15 protein-coding genes are annotated in these 15,266 nt (G+C 34.0%); 11 read left to right on the top strand and 4 right to left on the bottom strand.

Annotated features, from left to right (window positions below; genetic code table 11):
- Positions 1-15 precede the first annotated feature (15 nt).
- Positions 16-645 (bottom strand): response regulator transcription factor, encoded by a 630-nt coding sequence (locus tag CLU83_RS13080; protein WP_100432021.1) that lies wholly within the window; start codon positions 643-645, stop codon positions 16-18.
- An 87-nt stretch (positions 646-732) separates the two neighbouring features.
- Positions 733-1,530: an NAD(+) synthase gene (nadE, locus tag CLU83_RS13075; RefSeq protein ID WP_100432020.1), complete on the bottom strand. Its 798-nt coding sequence runs from the start codon at positions 1,528-1,530 to the stop codon at positions 733-735.
- A 189-nt stretch (positions 1,531-1,719) separates the two neighbouring features.
- On the opposite strand from nadE, the gene gldB reads away from it, so the two are divergent.
- Together gldB and gldC are read left to right on the top strand one after the other, a co-directional pair.
- Positions 1,720-2,679: a gliding motility lipoprotein GldB gene (gldB, locus tag CLU83_RS13070; protein WP_100432019.1), complete on the top strand. Its 960-nt coding sequence runs from the start codon at positions 1,720-1,722 to the stop codon at positions 2,677-2,679.
- Positions 2,679-3,014 carry a gliding motility protein GldC gene (gene gldC / locus CLU83_RS13065; protein WP_100432018.1) on the top strand — a complete coding sequence of 112 codons (336 nt, stop codon included), beginning with the start codon at positions 2,679-2,681 and terminating at the stop codon, positions 3,012-3,014. Before gldB ends, gldC begins: the two co-directional genes overlap by 1 nt.
- Before the next feature lie 88 nt (positions 3,015-3,102).
- Here gldC and yihA read toward each other — a convergent pair whose 3' ends face one another.
- Positions 3,103-3,723 carry a ribosome biogenesis GTP-binding protein YihA/YsxC gene (yihA, locus tag CLU83_RS13060; protein WP_100432017.1) on the bottom strand — a complete coding sequence of 207 codons (621 nt, stop codon included), beginning with the start codon at positions 3,721-3,723 and terminating at the stop codon, positions 3,103-3,105.
- Between the two features lie 28 nt (positions 3,724-3,751).
- On the bottom strand, positions 3,752-4,525 hold the full coding sequence (locus CLU83_RS13055) for an alpha/beta fold hydrolase (protein ID WP_100432016.1): 774 nt from the start codon (positions 4,523-4,525) through the stop codon (positions 3,752-3,754).
- A gap of 374 nt (positions 4,526-4,899) precedes the next feature.
- Between CLU83_RS13055 and mraZ the strand changes: the two genes are divergently transcribed.
- From mraZ to murG, 9 genes are all read left to right on the top strand, one after another.
- The gene (gene mraZ / locus CLU83_RS13050) at positions 4,900-5,373 is read left to right on the top strand and encodes a division/cell wall cluster transcriptional repressor MraZ (RefSeq protein ID WP_100432015.1); all 474 of its coding nucleotides are present in this window, start codon (positions 4,900-4,902) and stop codon (positions 5,371-5,373) included.
- The gene (gene rsmH, locus CLU83_RS13045; protein ID WP_198512290.1) at positions 5,348-6,256 is read left to right on the top strand and encodes a 16S rRNA (cytosine(1402)-N(4))-methyltransferase RsmH; all 909 of its coding nucleotides are present in this window, start codon (positions 5,348-5,350) and stop codon (positions 6,254-6,256) included. The genes mraZ and rsmH overlap by 26 nt, the downstream gene beginning before the upstream one ends.
- A gap of 6 nt (positions 6,257-6,262) precedes the next feature.
- A complete protein-coding gene (locus CLU83_RS13040) occupies positions 6,263-6,610 on the top strand; it encodes an FtsL-like putative cell division protein (protein ID WP_100432013.1) in 348 nt (115 codons plus the stop codon).
- Entirely contained in the window at positions 6,601-8,604 is a 2,004-nt protein-coding gene (locus CLU83_RS13035) for a penicillin-binding protein 2 (protein WP_100432012.1), read from the top strand. Before CLU83_RS13040 ends, CLU83_RS13035 begins: the two co-directional genes overlap by 10 nt.
- Entirely contained in the window at positions 8,601-10,064 is a 1,464-nt protein-coding gene (locus tag CLU83_RS13030) for a UDP-N-acetylmuramoyl-L-alanyl-D-glutamate--2,6-diaminopimelate ligase (protein WP_100432011.1), read from the top strand. Before CLU83_RS13035 ends, CLU83_RS13030 begins: the two co-directional genes overlap by 4 nt.
- Positions 10,065-10,071: 7 nt before the next feature.
- Positions 10,072-11,304, top strand: a complete 1,233-nt coding sequence (gene mraY / locus CLU83_RS13025) for a phospho-N-acetylmuramoyl-pentapeptide-transferase (RefSeq protein ID WP_100432010.1) — start codon at positions 10,072-10,074, stop codon at positions 11,302-11,304.
- A 3-nt stretch (positions 11,305-11,307) separates the two neighbouring features.
- A complete protein-coding gene (gene murD / locus CLU83_RS13020; RefSeq protein WP_100432009.1) occupies positions 11,308-12,639 on the top strand; it encodes a UDP-N-acetylmuramoyl-L-alanine--D-glutamate ligase in 1,332 nt (443 codons plus the stop codon).
- 103 nt (positions 12,640-12,742) lie between these two features.
- Entirely contained in the window at positions 12,743-14,062 is a 1,320-nt protein-coding gene (locus CLU83_RS13015) for an FtsW/RodA/SpoVE family cell cycle protein (RefSeq protein WP_100432008.1), read from the top strand.
- A 78-nt stretch (positions 14,063-14,140) separates the two neighbouring features.
- Positions 14,141-15,229: an undecaprenyldiphospho-muramoylpentapeptide beta-N-acetylglucosaminyltransferase gene (murG, locus tag CLU83_RS13010; RefSeq protein ID WP_100432007.1), complete on the top strand. Its 1,089-nt coding sequence runs from the start codon at positions 14,141-14,143 to the stop codon at positions 15,227-15,229.
- The last annotated feature ends 37 nt before the right edge of the window (positions 15,230-15,266 follow it).

Here is a 15,266-nt window from a genome sequence, read left to right as displayed (position 1 = left end):
AATGTCTCGCTACAGTTAAACGATTTCTAAAGTTTTAGCTTTATTTACTAAATCTACTAGATTCGTAACGTTTAATTTAGTCAACAATCGTAGTTTGTAAGTACTGATTGTTTTCTCGTTAAGTGATAAGATTTCAGCGATTTCGTGGTTTTTCTTACCGTCGCTTAAATAACGCAGTACTTCAACTTCACGATTGGAAAGTTTTCTGTACAAACGTTCGCTTTTGCTTTGTTTTGCAATCAAAGCAATGTTTTTCATAACAGCTTCATTCATGATGATTTTGCCTTGGTTTACTTTGATGATCGACTGACCCAAAGTTTCCAGCTTTTCAGTTTTGTGAACAAATCCAGAAACTCCAGCTTTAATAGCGTTTGGAGCGTAGATCTGTTCTGACAGTCCGCTGTAAAAAACAATTTTTGTTTTTGGAAAATTTTTCAAAACCGATTTGATTTCGAAAATGCTTGAAAGCCCTTCAAGCTCCAAGTCCAATACAAGAACATCTATTTCTTTTGTAAGAAGGATGTCTTTTACCATTGCGAAGTTACCAACATTGGCAACAATAGAAATGTCCGAATGGTCTTTGAAGTACGATTTTATTCCAAAATGTACTACAGGATAGTTATCTGCTAAACAAACTTTAATCATGGTATTTAGTTTTAGGATTGTTTTTGAAGATATAAAATTAAAAAATATTTTTATATAAGTCTAATTTTTCGGACAAATTATTTTTTTTTAACAATTTATTATGCAAACTGGTATTGGATTCATTTTATGCTGGTTGTTTTTATTGAGTTTCTTGTAAATCTCGTAAACATTTTTTTGACGTTCTGTAAACGTATTTGCGTCAGTTTTTGACTCATTTACATTCATTGCCCATTCTAATTCGTCATAACTTGCGCCCAATTGGTCTTCATCTGTTCGTTCGTCACCAAATAATCCGTCTGTAGGTGAGGCTGTTAATATAGAATCTGGAATTTTTAAATAGGCTCCTAATTGGTATACTTCAGATTTCATTAAATCGGCTATTGGACTCAAATCAACGCCGCCGTCTCCGTATTTAGTATAGAAACCTACTCCAAAATCTTCTACTTTATTTCCTGTTCCAGCAACTAATAAGCCGTGAATGCCTGCAAAATAATATAAAGTGGTCATTCTTAGTCGGGAACGGGTGTTGGCAAGAGATAAATGAAGTTTGTGTTCATCACTTGTTTCCGGAACCTGTTTTATGAAATCTTGAAAAACCGAAGTTAAATCTGCTTCAACACTACTGACGTTTGGAAATTGTTCTTTTAATTGTTCAATGTGTTCACGTCCGCGGGTAACATGACTATGTGCTTGGTGAATTGGCATTTCGACGCATAGTACTTTTAAACCTGTTTGGGCACAGAGTGTTGAGGTTACTGCCGAATCTACTCCCCCTGAAATTCCAATTACAAATCCGTTGACTTTTGAATTTTCAGCATAGCTTTTTAGCCATTTGACAATATGTGTGTTTACTTTTTCGATTTGAAGGGTTCTTTTTTTAGTCATAATAGTTTAAGTTTTAAAAAGCAGGAATGTATATTTGCAAAAAAAAATGAATACAAAGTTTTTAGAATTCCATAGATAACAAATTTAAATAAAATAATAGCATATGTTTTATATAGGATGAAAATCCTTGTGAAGATTTACGAATAGTGTTTAAATCCTTTCTAAAAATTGATAAATAAATAATTATATATGAAATTTTTTCTATTGCCTGTTGTTTTTTGTCTGCTGTTTGTGTCTTGTGACCAAAAAAGTAAAGTCGAAAAAGCTATTGAAGAAACACCGGCAGATGCTGTTAAGGTCGAGCGTTTTGATAAGCAGTTTTTTGAAACATCTCCAAAGGATTTACAGAAATTAAAAAAACAATATCCTTATTTCTTCTCGCCAAACATTAATGATACCGTTTGGACAAATAAAATGACTGCTCCTGTCTGGAGGGAAGTATATGCTGAAGTTGAAAAAAAATACCCTTCCTCTGACGAAATTCAAAATAGTGTTGAGACTTTGGTACAGCACATGAAATATTATTTTCCAAAGACCAAAACGCCAAAAGTTATTACGCTGATTTCGGATATGGATTATAACAATAAAGCAATTTATGCCGATTCGTTAATTATAATTTCGTTAGAACTGTACTTAGGAAAAGATCATAAGTTTTATACTTTTCCGAAATATCTGAAACAAAATTTTGAAGAAAGGCAAATGATGCCTGATGTTGTAAAGAGTTTTTCATCAGGAAAGATTGCTCCGCCAACAGATAAAAATTTGTTGTCCCAAATGATCTATTTTGGAAAAGAACTCTATTTAAAAGATATTTTACTGCCGGAATACAGTGATGCCGAAAAAATGGGCTACACTCCTGAACAGATTGTTTGGTGCCAAGATAATGAATCTTATATTTGGCGCTATTTCATTGAAAGAGAAATGCTTTTTAGCGATGAACAAAAGTTAGCTTCCCGTTTTATCGATCCATCGCCGTTTTCAAAATTTTATTTGGAAATTGACAATGATTCTCCAGGACAAGTAGGTTCTTGGATAGGATGGCAGATTGTTAGATCATTTATGGAAAATAATGATACTAAATTGGATCAGATGTTAAAAATGGATGCCAAAGAAATTTTCGAAAAATCAAAATACAAACCCAAGAAATAATGTCAGATAAAAATACCTCAGAAATTAAATTTTTAGTCGAATTAGACGAAAACCGTGTTCCGGAAAAACTTTTTTGGACTGCTCAAGACGGCGGAATAGAACTTTCAGAATCCAAAGCGATTATGCTGAATGTTTGGGACAGCAAAGCCAAAGAAAGTATGCGTATCGATTTATGGACAAAAGATATGCCTGTTGATGAAATGAAAATTTTCTTTCACCAAACATTGGTATCCATGGCCGAAACTTTTAAAAGAGCGACTAATGATGAAAAAATGTCGGATACGATGCTTGATTTCTGCGATTATTTTGCAGAAAAATTAGAGCTAAAAAAGTAATTTTCTAAAACAAGGATATTAAAATAAAAAATCCCAAAACTACATTTTTTGATAGTTTTGGGATTTTTTTATATTTAATTAAGTCTTTTTAAAACTCAGAATTGTTTTTAAAAACCTCTTGATTTACTTCGTCTATATAACTTAGAAGCTCTTCTTTTCCTGTAGATTCTGTTGCCGAAGTAACAAAGTACTGTGGCATTTCGGCCCAGTTGTTGGCAAACATTTGTTTTTTGTAAGCTGCAATATGAGAATCGATTTTTACTTTACTGATTTTATCTGCTTTAGTAAAAATAATACAAAATGGAATTTCACTTTCACCCATATACGACATGAATTCAATGTCGATTGTCTGTGCTTCGTGACGAATGTCAATTAAGACAAAAGCACAAACCAGCTGTTCTCTTCTTTCGAAATAATCGGTGATGAATTCCTGAAAAATTGATTTTGTTTTTTTGGAAACTTTGGCATAGCCATAACCTGGCAAATCGACAAGGAACCAATTATTATTGATTAAAAAGTGATTGATAAGCTGAGTTTTTCCAGGTCTTCCGGATGTCTTTGCTAGTTTCTTTTGGTTAGTCAGCATGTTGATTAATGATGACTTCCCAACATTGGAACGGCCAATGAAAGCATATTCGGGTAAAAAATCCTTAGGACATTTGCTTACATCTGAGTTGCTTATTACGAATTCGGCAGTATTAATTTTCATGTTTTTGAGTGTAAAATTCTCCGATCAATTAATGTTCAGCCAAATGTGTATGAGTAAGCCAGTCTTCAAGATGTGCATTAAACTCTTCTGGCTGTTCCATCATGGCTGCGTGTCCGCATTTGTCAATCCAGTATAAAGTCGAATTAGGTAATAATTTATGAAATTCATCTGCTACATCTGGTGGTGTAACTTTGTCATTTTTCCCCCAAATAATACAAGTCTGCACATGCATTTTTGGTAAATCTTTGGCCATATTATGACGAATGGCACTTTTGGCAATTGTCAGGGTTTTGATTAATTTTATACGGTCATTTACTGTGGCGTATACTTCGTCAATAAGTTCTGGAGTGGCTATTTTTGGATCATAAAATACATCTTCGGCTTTTTTCTTGATGTATTCATAGTCGCCTCTTTTTGGATAACTGTCTCCCATGGCGCTTTCGTAAAGACCAGAACTTCCAGTAATTACAAGCCCTGAAACTTTCTCTGGAAACATTTTGGTATGGTATAATGCGATATGTCCTCCAAGTGAATTTCCTAAAAGAATTACTCGGTCTAATTTTTTGAAAGTAATGAAGTTTTTTACATAGACAGCAAAACTTTTCACGTTAGTTTTTAATATGTTTTGAGTATAAATAGGTAAATCGGGGATGATGATTCTGTATCCTTTATTGGAAAAATAACTGGCTACAGCATCAAAATTACTAAGTCCTCCCATTAAACCATGTAAGATGACAATCGGAATTCCTTCGCCTGCTTCGTAATATCCGTATTTGCCTTCTTTTTTGTAATATTTTTCCATGTTTTAAGATAACAATTTCAATTTTTTACAAATATAGGGTTTAAAAAATTAAAAAGAATTTTGGCGGCTATTTTTTAACCTTTTATTCTTACATGTATAAAGGATGCTTTTTGAGCTTCTTTTTATTGCTTTTTTAATGATTAAGAAATATTTTTTAAAGCTTTTAAGAATATGTTTTAGCAATCAAAAAAATAGACTTTTACTTAAATCATAAGCTTTCTTACAAAATATCGATTTTACAGCTAATGGCCTGATAGTGTATAAACTAAGCGTTTTTGGTCAAAAGTGGTTAAACTTATTAACAAAGTGGTAGATAGTGGTAAATTGTGGTAATATTTTATATATTTTTGCTTAATGCAATTAATACAATTCACTTGGACACAATTATAGGAACATATGAGTGTAAAGTCGATGCAAAAGGACGGGTTTTATTACCTGCTCCCTTAAAAAAGCAATTGGCTTCCTCGCTTCAAAACGGTTTTGTTTTGAAGCGTTCTGTATTTCAGCCCTGTCTGGAATTGTATCCTATGGAAGAGTGGAATTTGATGATGAAAAAAATCAACAAACTTAACCGATTTGTAAAGAAAAACAATGACTTTATCCGCCGTTTTACCGCTGGTGTAAAAGTGGTAGAAATAGATGCTTTGGGCAGATTGCTGGTTCCTAAAGATTTAGTGGTTTTTGCCAGTATTGATAAAGATGTAGTTTTTTCTTCCGCAGTTAATATTGTAGAAATTTGGGATAAGGATTTGTATGAGAAATCAATTGACGGTGCAGATGTTGATTTTGCAGATTTAGCCGAAGAAGTAATGGGTAATTTAAATGACGACGACAATGGAATATCATAATCCAGTATTGCTTCATCCGACTGTAGATGGTTTGAATATAAAGCCAGACGGAATATATGTGGATGTAACCTTTGGCGGAGGCGGTCATTCCAAAGAAATATTGAGAAGGCTGGGGCCAAACGGAAAATTATTTGCTTTTGACCAAGATGAGGATGCTTTGGCAAATGCATTGCCAGACGAAAGATTTACATTGATTAATGAGAATTTCAGATTTATAAAAAGGTTTTTGCGTTTTCATGGCGTGAAAGAAGCGGATGGAATTTTAGGTGATTTGGGAGTTTCTTCCCATCAATTTGATGTGGCCGAAAGAGGTTTTTCAACCCGTTTTGATGCAGAACTTGATATGAGAATGAGTCAGAAAAATGATTTGAACGCCTATCGAGTGGTCAATGAATATGATGATGCTAATTTGCGAAGAGTGTTCTTGGATTATGGCGAGTTGAAAAATGCGCCAGCTTTGGCAAGAACAATTGTTGAGGCTAGAGAGCATAGAATTATAAAAACCACCGATGAATTGAAAGAAGTCTTGGCGAAATATCTGCCAGAAAGAGTCCGAAATAAAATATTAGCACAAATCTATCAAGCGATTCGAATTGAAGTGAATCAGGAAATGGATGTTTTAAAAGAGTTTTTGGAACAGTCTCTGGAGATTTTGAAACCTGGCGGAAGATTAAGCGTGATTTCTTATCATTCATTGGAAGACCGATTGGTAAAAAGATTCATAAAAAACGGAATGTTTGAAGGAGAACCAGAACGTGATTTTTATGGTAATTTCTCTGTTCCTTTTAATACAATAGGAAAATTGATAGTTCCGGATAATGAAGAAATCAAGTTGAACAATAGAGCTAGAAGTGCCAAGTTGAGAATTGCAGAAAAAAAGTAATATATAATGAAAGGTGGAATCTATAACATATTAAAAGCACAGTTTCTTATAGATGATAATGCAGTCAAAAATTGGCGCTTTATTGTCTTTGTGATTTTACTTGCTATAATAATGATTGCCAATACACAGCGTTACGAACAAAAAGTATTTAAGATTGTTGAATTGACCAATAAGGTAAAAGAACTGCGCTCTGAATTTGTAGACAGACGTTCGGAGCTGATGAAGCTTAAAATGGAATCTACGGTTTCGGCAAAAATGGAAGAAAGACAAATTTTTCCATCAACAGTTCCTCCTGTAAAAATTGAAGTTAAAGAACCTGAAGAGAAAAATTTCTTAGAAAAGTTATGGCAGTAGAAGATAAATATATATCCTATAGAACCTATCTGGTTGCCTTTTTCATCTTTTTGATGGCAATTGCTATTGCTGTAAAGTTAACTAATATTCAATGGGTTGATGGCGATCATTACAGAGAGTTAGCTAAAGAAAGAACGGTGAAGAATTTTGTTATTCCTGCTAATAAAGGAAACATCTATTCAGCAGACGGGAGTCTTTTGGCGACTTCAATTCCCAGCTACGCTATCCGTTTTGATGCAGTTGCGCCAAAAAATGAAGCATTTGAAAAAAATGTAAAACTGCTGTCGGATTCATTAGGGATGCTACTTAAAAAATCCAGCAGTACCATTCAAAATGAATTAAGAAAAGCCAGAGTACATAAAAACAGGTATTATTTGATAGCCAAAGGATTGAGTTTTACCCAATATATGAAAATAAAAGGGTTTCCATTATTTAATTTGGGAGCATACAAAGGCGGTATTATTGTTGAACAAAAAACGATTAGAGAATATCCAATTGGGCAGATAGCAAAACGCAGTATTGGTTATGAAAGAAAAATGCCCGAAGGATATTCAGATGGAAAAGGAATTGAGTGGGCGTATAGCAAATATCTTAACGGAAAAGACGGAAAAATATTAAAGCAAAAAATAGCAAAAGGGCAATGGAAGCCCATTCGTGATGTAAACGAAGTGGAGCCTCAAGACGGTTATGATGTAATTTCAACCATAGATGTTTATATACAAGATATTGCACACCATGCTTTATTAAAACAACTGGAAGAATATGAGGCAGATCATGGTTGTGTTGTAGTTATGGAAACTAAAACAGGTCAAGTTAAAGCAATTTCCAATTTAGGAAGAGGTAATGACGGTATTTATTACGAGACTACAAATTATGCTTATGCTGAGTCACATGAACCGGGTTCGACTTTTAAATTGGTCGATTTAATTGCAATATTAGAAGATAAAGTAGCGGATACGAGTACGGTTTACGATAGTCATGGAGGCATAATTACCTATTCTGGCCGCAAGGTGAGAGATTCTCATGAAGGAGGTTATGGTAAAGTATCTTTAGCTCGCGGTTTTGAACTTTCTTCAAATACTGTAATGGTACAGGCGGTATATAATAATTATAAAAATGATCCGACAAGATTTGTAAATCATGTGAATTCATTTGGATTAAATAAAAAATTAGGATTGGCTTTTAGAGGTGAAGGAGTGCCTTTTATACCACAGCCAAGTGATAAAAATTGGTCTAATATTTCGCTTCCGTGGATGGCATTTGGATATGGAGTTTCGGTTACGCCATTGCAAACATTGACATTTTATAATGCGGTTGCAAATAATGGTGTTATGGTAAAACCAATGTTGGTAACAGAGATTAAGGCATGGGACAAAACCATAAAAAAATACAATACTGAGGTAATGAATCCAAAGATTTGTTCAGATGAAACATTAAATAAAGTTCGGGCTGTTCTTGCAAATGTGGTAAAAAAAGGTACGGGATCTAAATTGTATTCTAAGGATTTTTCTATGGCTGGAAAAACGGGTACTGCGGCAGTGAATTATGCTCAAAATGGAGGAATGGATAAGTATTACGCATCTTCATTTGTTGGCTATTTTCCAGCTGATAATCCTAAGTATTCTTGTATTGTAGTGGTTCATAAGCCTAATACTTCTGGGAATAACTATTATGGAGCTGATGTTGCCGGGCCAGTCTTTAAAAGGATTGCTCAAAAAATATTTACAGATACGCCTTCAACTAATGTGATTAAGAAATTGGACAGTCCGAATCCAAAACAAGAAAGTAATTATAATGCTTACTATGCAAAGGCTCAAAAAAAGCAAAATGTGATTCCAAATGTAAGAGGTATGGCTGGAATGGATGCAGTTGCTTTATTAGGGAATCTAGGTTTGAAAGTTAAAGTTGTCGGAGTTGGAAAAGTTAAAAAACAATCTCTTCAGGCGGGTCAGAATATTGTAAAAAATTCATCAATTCTATTGGAATTATCATGAGTATATTAAAAGACATATTATATAAAGTGGCAATAGAATCTGTAACGGGTTCTACTGAAATTACTGTAAATCAGCTGCATTTTGATTCAAGAAAAATTGAAGAAAATGATGTATTTGTAGCGATTCGCGGTACTATTTCGGATGGTCATGATTTTATTGAAAAAGCGATTGGACTCGGAGCAACAGCAGTTATCTGTGACACGCTCCCAGAAAATCTGATGAATGGGGTAACCTATGTTTGTGTAAAAGATACAAATGCAGCATTGGCTTTTATGGCAGCCAATTTTTATGATAATCCTTCGCGAAAGCTTGAATTAATTGGTATTACAGGGACAAATGGTAAAACTACTATTGCTTCGCTGTTGTATCAGCTGTTCAAAAAAGCGGGTTTTAAAGTAGGATTGCTGTCTACTGTGAAAATTTTAGTAGATGATGCAGAACACAAAGCTACTCATACAACACCAGATTCTATTACGATCAATTATTTTCTTAATGAAATGATAGAGGCAGGAGTTGAATATTGTTTTATGGAAGTGAGCTCCCATGGTATTCATCAAAAACGTACTGAAGCATTGCATTTTAGAGGCGGAATATTTACGAATCTTTCTCATGATCATTTAGATTATCATCCAACGTTTGCCGAATACAGAGATGTTAAGAAATCTTTTTTTGATCATTTGCCCAATACTGCTTTTGCTTTGACCAACAGTGACGACAAAAATGGTCCGGTAATGCTTCAAAACACTTCCGCCCGAAAATTGACATACGCCTTAAAAACATACGCTGATTATAAAGCTCAGATTCTAGAAAATCAATTGTCTGGTTTATTGTTAAAAGTAAATGGCAATGAAGTTTGGGTGAAATTGATAGGAACTTTCAATGCTTATAATCTTTTGGCAATATACGGAACAGCTGTTGAGCTTGGTTTAGACAGTTTTGAAGTTCTTAGACTGATGTCTGAATTAGAAAGTGTTTCTGGACGATTCCAATATATTGTTTCCAACACTAATATAACGGCTATAGTGGATTATGCCCATACGCCAGATGCACTAGAAAATGTTTTGAATACGATTAATGATGTTCGTACTAAAAATGAACAATTAATTACTGTAGTAGGTTGCGGAGGTAATAGAGATACTGCAAAACGCCCAGTTATGGCTAATATCGCAACTGAATTGAGTGATAAAGTAATCTTGACTTCTGATAATCCTAGAAATGAAGAGCCAGAAACGATTATTAAAGAAATGGAAAAAGGGGTTCAGGCTCAAAATTTCAAGAAAGTTTTGTCAATTACCGATAGATTTCAAGCAATTAAAACAGCTTGTCAATTGGCACAGCCAAACGATATTATATTGATTGCTGGTAAAGGGCATGAAACTTATCAGGAAATCAAAGGGGTACGTCATGATTTTGATGACATGAAGAATGTAAAAGAAATTTTAGATCAACTATTAAAATAAAAACAATATGCTATACTACTTATTTCAATATTTAGACAAAGTAATGGATGTTCCTGGTACTGGGGTTTTTCAATATATCACTTTTAGATCCTCTTTGGCATTATTGTTATCGTTGTTACTGTCTACTATTTATGGAAAACGTATAATCAGTTTTTTAAGCAGACAGCAAGTTGGTGAAACAGTACGCGAACTTGGATTGGCAGGACAAAATGAAAAAGCGGGTACGCCTACAATGGGAGGTATCATTATCATTTTTGCTACTCTTGTTCCGGTTGTACTTTTTGCAAAACTGCATAACATCTATATTGTTTTATTAATAGTTACTACCTTGTGGATGGGAATTATTGGTTTTATTGATGATTATATTAAAATATTCAAGAAAGACAAACAAGGTCTTAAAGGTATTTTTAAGGTTTTTGGTCAGGTAGGTTTAGGAGTAATCGTTGGTTCTGTGCTTTATTTTAGCCCGGCAGTTACTGTTAGAACGGATACAGGCAAAAGTGATATTTTTAAAACAACTGCAACTGAAAATGTAATTAAACAAGCTCCTGTTGAAGAGAAATCTACGGCTACAACTATTCCTTTTTTCAAAAATAACGAGTTTGATTATGCCGAAGTATTAGCATGGACAGGTGAAGGTTATGAAAAATGGGCGTGGCTAATTTTTATACCAGTTGTGATTTTCATTATTACCGCAGTTTCTAATGGAGCTAATCTAACCGATGGTATTGATGGCTTGGCAGCGGGAACTTCTGCAGTGTCCGTTTTTGCTCTTATGATTTTTACGTTTGTGTCAGGGAATATTATTTTTTCCAACTATCTTAATATAATGTATATACCCAATTCTGGAGAAATGACCGTATTTATAGCTTCTTTTCTTGGAGCATTAATTGGTTTTCTTTGGTACAACTCCTATCCGGCTTCTGTTTTTATGGGAGATACAGGGAGTTTAACCATCGGAGGAATTATTGCGGTTCTGGCTATTGCAGTACGTAAAGAAATGCTTATTCCTTTGTTTTGCGGTATCTTTTTGGTTGAAAACTTCTCAGTTGTTTTACAGGTAAGTTATTTTAAATATACGAAAAAACGTTATGGTGAAGGACGCAGAATCTTTTTAATGGCGCCGCTTCATCATCATTATCAAAAGAAAGGATATCATGAAAGTAAGATAGTCACACGATTTTGGGTTGTTGCAATTATGTTAGCCATTTTGTCTATTGTCACACTGAAATTGAGATAATATATGAGGCTAGTGATATTAGGAGGAGGAGAAAGCGGTGTGGGTACTGCAATCCTCGGAAAAAAACAAGGCTATGATGTTTTTGTTTCCGATTTTGGAAAGATAAAAGATAGCTACAAGGAGGTGTTGATTATTAATGAAATCCCTTGGGAAGAAGAAAAGCATACTGAGGAATTGGTTTTGAATGCCGACGTAGTGATGAAGAGTCCCGGTATTCCTGACAAATCACCCATCGTAAAGCAATTAAAGGGCAAAGGTGTTTCTGTAATCTCTGAAATCGAATTTGCTGCAGCTTTTACAAATGCAGTCTGCATCGGTATAACAGGTAGTAACGGTAAAACGACCACTACTATGCTAACCTATCATGTGTTGAAAGCGGCAGGATTAAATGTTGGGCTGGCTGGGAATGTAGGTAAGAGTTTTGCTTGGCAGGTAGCAGATAACAATTATGATTTCTATGTTATCGAGTTAAGCAGTTTTCAGCTCGATGGAATTTTGGAGTTTAAACCGCATATTGCCATAATAACAAATATAAGTCCAGATCATTTGGATCGTTACGATTATAAATATCAAAATTATATTGATTCAAAGTTTAGAATTACAATGAATCAAACCGAGGAAGATTTCCTTATTTATGATGCAAATGACGAGGCAATTTTAGAATGGTTAAAAAATAATACAGTAAAAGCTAAATTAATTCCTTTTTCATTGACCGATGAATATAGCGAAGGAGCATATATAAAAAATAACACAATGGAAGTTAAGATCAATCAAGAAGAGTTTGCAATGGATACAGAGCACATTTCATTAGAAGGAAAACATAATTTGAAAAATGCTATGGCAGCAAGTTCGGTGGCTAATATCTTGAAAATTAGAAAGACTACTATTCGTGAAAGCATGTCTAATTTTCAAGGTGTTGAGCATCGCTTGGAAAAAGTTCTTAAAATTCAAAATGTACAGTACATCAATGATTCCAAAGCTACTAATGTTAATTCCGTTTTTTTCGCTTTAGAGAGTATGAATACGCCTACTGTCTGGATTGTGGGAGGTGTTGATAAAGGGAATGACTATCATGAATTAATGTCGCTTGTTCGTGAGAAAGTAAAAGCTATTATCTGTTTAGGAATTGATAACAAAAAAATTATTGATGCTTTTGGAAATGTAGTTGATATTATGGTTGAAGTAAACAGTATGAACGAAGCGGTTAAAATGGCGCAGCGTTTATCTGAAAAAGGGGATACTGTCTTATTGTCGCCAGCATGTGCGAGTTTTGATTTGTTCGAAAGTTATGAAGACAGAGGAAGACAATTTAAACAAGCTGTTAAAAATTTATAAAATAAGTTTAAAAGGGCAAGAGTTTAGAATGTTTAGATTATTGTAATTCTAAATTCATTTCAATAATCTCATAATCCTTATAAACCTACTAAATTAATATATGATGAAAGAACTAATTAACAAGTTAAAAGGAGATAAAGGCATTTGGTCATTTGTGGCCTTATTAGCTCTGTTTTCTTTTATGCCTGTTTTTAGTGCCAGTAGTAATTTGGCGTATTTAGGTCATGGTACGGGAAATACTTTGGGTTATCTGGTAAAACATTTTTTACATATTTGCTTTGGTTTTGCAATCATTTTTTGGGTACACAATGTACCATATCATTATTTTAGAGGAATCTCGAAAGTTGGACTGCCTATAGTTTGGGTTTTATTAGCTTATACTTTAATTAAAGGAACAGTAATTGCAGGTGCAAATGCTAGCAGGTGGATTCAGATACCATTCGTAGGACTTTCTTTTCAAACATCTACTTTGGCTGCTATTATTTTGTTTGTTTTTGTAGCTCGTTACTTGTCTAAAAGCAGAGAAGAACCAATTACATTCAAAACTTCATTTGTACAGCTTTGGATCCCTGTTTTTATAACATTAATGTTTATTCTACCAGGAAATTTTTCTACTACGGCTCTGATTTTTTCTATGGTTGTTATGCTCGTATTTATTGGAAAATACCCAATGAAATATATATTTTATATCATAGGTTTAGGAGTAGTGTTTTTGACACTCTTTGTTCTAATCGGTAAAAATTTTCCTGAGGCCAAATTTTTTAACAGAGTCAGCACTTGGCAAAGTAGGTATGAAGATTTTACCACCAATAAACCAGACGAAGATAATTATCAAATTGAAAAGGCTAAAATCGCAATTGCTTCCGGGCAGCTATATGGTTTGGGACCAGGCAAAAGCGTTCAGAAAAATTTCTTGCCACAATCCTCATCCGATTTTATTTATGCCATTATTGTTGAAGAATATGGACTAGTAGGAGGGCTAGGAGTTTTGGTTTTATACTTGCTTTTGTTATTTCGATTTGTGGTCGCTTCTCATAAAGCCAATACCCTTTTCGGGAAATTAGTGGTAATAGGTTTAGGATTTCCAATGATTTTTCAGGCTATGATTAATATGGCTGTTGCGGTGGAATTATTGCCGGTAACAGGACAGACACTGCCTTTAATAAGCAGCGGAGGAAGTTCTATTTGGATGACTTGTTTTGGACTCGGAATTATTTTAAGCGTGACCAAAAAAGAAGAAGAAATTGCCCAAGAAAAATTAGAAAAAGAAAAGAGAGAAGAAATTCTTCAAAAACTTATAGATAGAGAAATGGAAGCAGATCTCGAAGAGGCAGATTTTAAAAATGTAAATGACAATTTTGACACAAGCGATTATTCAATTACGGATAATTCAAGCAACCCAATGAAAGCGGTGTTGAAATAATTGGGTTTATTAGAATTTATAATATAGTACAGTTCGTTACAATTTAGTATTAAAAGAAGCAACTTAGAAATTTTCAAAATGGCAAAGCATAAATTTATCTTAAGCGGAGGCGGTACTGGAGGTCATATTTACCCAGCCATTGCAATTGCAAACGAATTGAAATCCCGTTTTCCAGGTGCCGAAATTTTGTTTGTGGGTGCCAAAGACAAAATGGAGATGCAAAAAGTGCCTCAAGCAGGTTATGAAATTAAAGGGCTTTGGATAGCTGGTTTACAAAGGAAATTGACATTTCAAAATGCAATGTTTCCTTTTAAGCTTATTGACAGTTTATGGAAATCAAGAAAAATCATTAAACAATTCAAGCCAGATGTTGTTATTGGAACAGGCGGTTTTGCTAGCGGACCATTGTTGAAAATGGCTAACAGCATGAATATTCCAACAGTTATTCAGGAACAAAATTCATATCCCGGGATTACTAATAAATTATTGAGTAAAAAAGCAAATAGTATTTGTGTAGCATACGATAATTTGGAAAGATTTTTTCCTAAAGAAAAAATAACCGTAACGGGGAATCCTGTCCGTCAGGATTTATTAGATATTCAGTCTAAAAGAGATGAAGCTATCACTCATTTTAAATTAGATAAAAATAAAAAAACATTATTGGTTCTGGGCGGCAGTCTTGGAGCTAGAAGAATCAATCAGTTAATCGAAAAGGAATTAGATAAATTACTTTCATTAAATGTTCAGGTTATCTGGCAGTGCGGAAAATTTTATTTTGAAGATTATAAAAAATACAATCAATATAATGTTCAGGTAATGGCTTTTATCGAAAGAATGGATTTGGTTTATGCAGCTGCAGATGTTGTAATTTCCAGAGCTGGAGCTTCATCGGTCTCGGAACTGTCTATAGTGGGAAAACCAGTGATTTTTATTCCATCTCCTAATGTTGCCGAAGATCATCAGACTAAAAATGCTCAGTCCATAGTGGATAAGAAAGGAGCAATTTTGCTCAAAGAATCACAATTGGAGGAAGATTTCAGTTTGGTTTTTGAATCTTTGATAAAAGATATGGGAAAGCAGGAACAATTAAGTCAAAATATAAAGCTATTGGCTAAGCCCAATGCAACAGTTCAAATCGTTGACGAAATTGTCAAGCTGATTAAATAAAGAAATCTGTCATTTGACTAATTCTTTTGAATAAAGG

It is taken from the genome of Flavobacterium sp. 1 (genome assembly GCF_002797935.1).
GTDB lineage: Bacteria > Bacteroidota > Bacteroidia > Flavobacteriales > Flavobacteriaceae > Flavobacterium.
The sequence above is the reverse complement of the archived record's forward strand: the minus strand, read 5'-3'. Positions and strand labels throughout refer to the sequence as shown.

Excerpts from the sequence above, each read along its gene's own strand:
- CLU83_RS13080 (WP_100432021.1), bottom strand. The coding sequence starts at position 645 with ATGATTAAAGTTTGTTTAGCAGATAACTATCCTGTAGTACATTTTGGA.
- nadE (WP_100432020.1), bottom strand. The coding sequence starts at position 1,530 with ATGACTAAAAAAAGAACCCTTCAAATCGAAAAAGTAAACACACATATT.
- gldB (WP_100432019.1), top strand. The coding sequence starts at position 1,720 with ATGAAATTTTTTCTATTGCCTGTTGTTTTTTGTCTGCTGTTTGTGTCT.
- gldC (WP_100432018.1), top strand. The coding sequence starts at position 2,679 with ATGTCAGATAAAAATACCTCAGAAATTAAATTTTTAGTCGAATTAGAC.
- yihA (WP_100432017.1), bottom strand. The coding sequence starts at position 3,723 with ATGAAAATTAATACTGCCGAATTCGTAATAAGCAACTCAGATGTAAGC.
- CLU83_RS13055 (WP_100432016.1), bottom strand. The coding sequence starts at position 4,525 with ATGGAAAAATATTACAAAAAAGAAGGCAAATACGGATATTACGAAGCA.
- rsmH (WP_198512290.1), top strand. The coding sequence starts at position 5,348 with ATGACGACGACAATGGAATATCATAATCCAGTATTGCTTCATCCGACT.
- CLU83_RS13040 (WP_100432013.1), top strand. The coding sequence starts at position 6,263 with ATGAAAGGTGGAATCTATAACATATTAAAAGCACAGTTTCTTATAGAT.
- CLU83_RS13035 (WP_100432012.1), top strand. The coding sequence starts at position 6,601 with ATGGCAGTAGAAGATAAATATATATCCTATAGAACCTATCTGGTTGCC.
- CLU83_RS13030 (WP_100432011.1), top strand. The coding sequence starts at position 8,601 with ATGAGTATATTAAAAGACATATTATATAAAGTGGCAATAGAATCTGTA.
- mraY (WP_100432010.1), top strand. The coding sequence starts at position 10,072 with ATGCTATACTACTTATTTCAATATTTAGACAAAGTAATGGATGTTCCT.
- murD (WP_100432009.1), top strand. The coding sequence starts at position 11,308 with ATGAGGCTAGTGATATTAGGAGGAGGAGAAAGCGGTGTGGGTACTGCA.
- CLU83_RS13015 (WP_100432008.1), top strand. The coding sequence starts at position 12,743 with ATGAAAGAACTAATTAACAAGTTAAAAGGAGATAAAGGCATTTGGTCA.
- murG (WP_100432007.1), top strand. The coding sequence starts at position 14,141 with ATGGCAAAGCATAAATTTATCTTAAGCGGAGGCGGTACTGGAGGTCAT.